Source organism: Burkholderia sp. AU4i (assembly GCF_000466765.1).
Lineage (GTDB): Bacteria > Pseudomonadota > Gammaproteobacteria > Burkholderiales > Burkholderiaceae > Burkholderia > Burkholderia cepacia.
In genome coordinates, this window is sequence record NZ_ASSI01000005.1 from 1 (window position 1) to 3,401 (window position 3,401).

At 64.6% G+C, this 3,401-nt stretch carries 1 protein-coding gene; it reads left to right on the top strand.

Annotated features, from left to right (window positions below):
- The first annotated feature begins 173 nt into the window (after positions 1 to 173).
- Positions 174 to 3,365 carry an efflux RND transporter permease subunit gene (locus tag L810_RS00245; protein ID WP_021156318.1) on the top strand — a complete coding sequence of 1,064 codons (3,192 nt, stop codon included), beginning with the start codon at positions 174 to 176 and terminating at the stop codon, positions 3,363 to 3,365.
- Positions 3,366 to 3,401 lie beyond the last annotated feature (36 nt).

Genomic DNA, 3,401 nt, shown 5'->3' on the forward strand with positions numbered 1-3,401 from the left:
CGGGTGCGACCGTGAAGACGGTCCCCGCCCAGCTCGCACCGGCGCCGGACGCCGCGTCCGGCACACCGGCAAGCGCCGCGAATGCGTCCGGCGCGGCGCCGGCGAGCACCGCCGCCAATGCTGCCGCGAGTTCGACCGCTGCGTCGTCCGCGCAATAACAAGGAGTCCGTTTCATGGCCAAGTTTTTTATCGATCGCCCGATCTTCGCGTGGGTGATCGCGATCGTGCTGATGCTAGCCGGCGTCGCATCGATCTTCAAGATGCCGATCGCGCAGTATCCGACGATCGCACCGCCGACGATCCAGATCCAGGCGAACTATCCGGGCGCTTCCGCGAAGACGGTGGAAGACACGGTGACGCAGGTGATCGAGCAGCAGATGAGCGGCCTCGACAACTTCCTGTACATGTCGTCGACCAGTGACGACTCGGGCAACGCGACGATCACGCTGACTTTCTCGCCGGGCACGAATCCGGACGTCGCGCAGGTGCAGGTGCAGAACAAGCTGTCGCTCGCGACACCGAACTTGCCGCAGGTCGTGCAGCAACTCGGCATGCAGGTCACGAAGTCGAGCAGCAACTGGCTGATGTGGTTCGCGTTCAACTCCGAGGACGGCAGCATGTCGAAGGAGGACCTGACGAACTACGTGGCGTCGCACGTGCTCGATCCGCTCAGCCGCGTGAACGGCGTCGGCCAGACCCTGCTGCTCGGTTCGCAGTTCTCGATGCGCATCTGGCTCGATCCCGTCAAGCTGACCAACTACAGCCTCACGCCGACCGACGTGTCGGCGGCGATCTCGCAGCAGAACGTGCAGATCGCGGGCGGCCAGATCGGCGGCACGCCGGCGAAGCCGGGCACCCTGCTGCAGGCGACGATCACCGAATCGACGCTGCTGCGCACGCCCGAGCAGTTCGGCAACATCCTGCTGAAGGTCAACCAGGACGGCTCGCAGGTTCGCCTGAAGGACGTCGGCCGCGCGGCGCTCGGTTCGGAAAACTACACGTTCGACACGAAGTACATGGGGCAGCCGACGGCCGGTCTCGGCATCCAGCTCGCGACGGGCGCGAACGCGCTCGCGACCGCGACGGCGCTGCGGGCCAAGGTCCAGGAGCTGTCGAAGTACTTCCCGCACGGCCTCGTCGTCCACTATCCGTACGACACGACGCCGTTCGTGCGCCTGTCGATCGAGGAAGTGGTCAAGACGTTGCTGGAAGGTATCGTGCTCGTGTTCCTCGTGATGTACCTGTTCCTGCAGAACCTGCGGGCGACGATCATCCCGACTATCGCGGTGCCGGTCGTGCTGCTCGGCACGTTCGCGATCATGGGCCTCGTCGGCTTCTCGATCAACACGCTGTCGATGTTCGGCCTCGTGCTCGCGATCGGCCTGCTGGTCGACGATGCGATCGTGGTGGTGGAGAACGTCGAGCGCGTGATGGCGGAGGAGGGCCTGTCGCCGAAGGAGGCGACCCGCAAGGCGATGGGCCAGATCACCGGCGCACTCGTCGGCGTGGCGCTCGTGCTGTCGGCGGTGTTCGTGCCGGTGGCGTTCTCGGGCGGTTCGGTCGGTGCAATTTATCGCCAGTTCTCGCTGACGATCGTGTCGGCGATGGTGCTGTCGGTGCTCGTCGCGTTGATCCTGACGCCGGCGCTGTGCGCGACGATCCTCAAGCCGATCCCGCAAGGGCATCACGAAGAGAAGAAGGGCTTCTTCGGCTGGTTCAACCGTACCTTCGACCGCAGCCGCGATCGTTATACGGGCGGCGTGAACCACGTGATCCGGCGCTCGGGGCGCTGGCTCGTGATCTACCTGGCCGTGTTCATCGCGGTCGGCGTGATGTTCGTGCGCCTGCCGAAGTCGTTCCTGCCGGACGAAGACCAGGGCTACATGTTCATGATCGTGCAGACGCCGTCCGGTTCCACGCAGGAAACGACCGGCAAGACGCTCGACAACATCAACACGTACCTGACCACGACCGAGAAGGATGTGGTCGACTCGGTGTTCACGGTCAACGGCTTCAGTTTCGCGGGCCGCGGCCAGAACGCGGGCCTCGTGTTCGTGAAGCTGAAACCGTACGAGCATCGCCAGCGCTCCGACCAGAAGGTGCAGGCGCTGATCGGCCGGACCTTCGCGCACTACTCGCAGTACAAGGACGCGATGGTGATCCCGTTCAACCCGCCGTCGATTCCCGAACTCGGTACGGCTGCCGGCTTCGACTTCGAGCTGACGGACAACGCCGGTCTCGGCCACGAGGCACTGATGGCCGCGCGCGGCCAGTTGCTCGGAATGGCCGCGAAGGATCCCACGCTGGCGCTCGTGCGCCCGAACGGCCTGAACGATACGCCGCAGTACACGGTCGACATCGACCGCGAGAAGGCGAACGCGCTTGGCGTGACGGCTGCGGCGATCGACCAGACGTTCTCGATCGCGTGGGCGTCGCAGTACGTGAACAACTTCCTGGATACGGATGGCCGGATCAAGAAGGTGTACGTGCAGGCGGATGCACCGTTCCGGATGACCCCGGAAGACATGAACATCTGGTACGTGCGCAACAGCACCGGTGGCATGGTGCCATTCAGCGCGTTCTCGACCGGCCACTGGAGCTACGGGTCGCCGAAGCTCGAGCGCTACAACGGCGTATCGTCGATCGAGATCCAGGGGCAGGCTGCGGAGGGCAAGTCGACCGGCCAGGCGATGGCCGCGATGGAAGCACTCGCGAGCAAGCTGCCGGAAGGTATCGGCTACTCTTGGACGGGCTTGTCGTTCCAGGAAATCCAGTCCGGCTCGCAGGCGCCGATCCTGTACGCGATCTCGATCCTCGTCGTGTTCCTGTGTCTCGCGGCTCTGTATGAAAGCTGGTCGATCCCGTTCTCGGTGATCATGGTGGTGCCGCTCGGCGTGGTCGGCGCGCTGCTCGCGACGATGCTGCGCGGCCTCGAGAACGACGTGTTCTTCCAGGTCGGGCTGCTGACGACCGTGGGCCTGTCCGCGAAGAACGCGATCCTGATCGTCGAGTTCGCACGCGAGTTGCAGGCGAACGAGAACATGGGGCCGGTGCGCGCGGCGATCGAGGCGGCACGCCTGCGGCTGCGTCCGATCCTGATGACGTCGCTCGCATTCATGCTCGGCGTGCTGCCTCTTGCGATCAGCAACGGCGCGGGTTCGGCGAGCCAGCATGCAATCGGCACGGGCGTGATCGGCGGGATGATCACGGCGACGTTCCTCGCGATTTTCATGATCCCGATGTTCTTCGTGCGGGTTCGCGCGATCTTCAGCGGCGAGACGGAAAACGTCGACGATGCCTGGCGTCTCGTGCAGGGCGACCTGCAGCGCGGTCACGGCGACGCACACGATTCGAAGGGGCAGTAACGATGCAAAAACATGCTTTGACTGCAATCGCGGTCG

What these genes read in the sequence shown, in the direction of transcription:
- L810_RS00245 (WP_021156318.1), top strand. Translation starts at nt 174, where the DNA reads ATGGCCAAGTTTTTTATCGATCGCCCGATCTTCGCGTGGGTGATCGCG.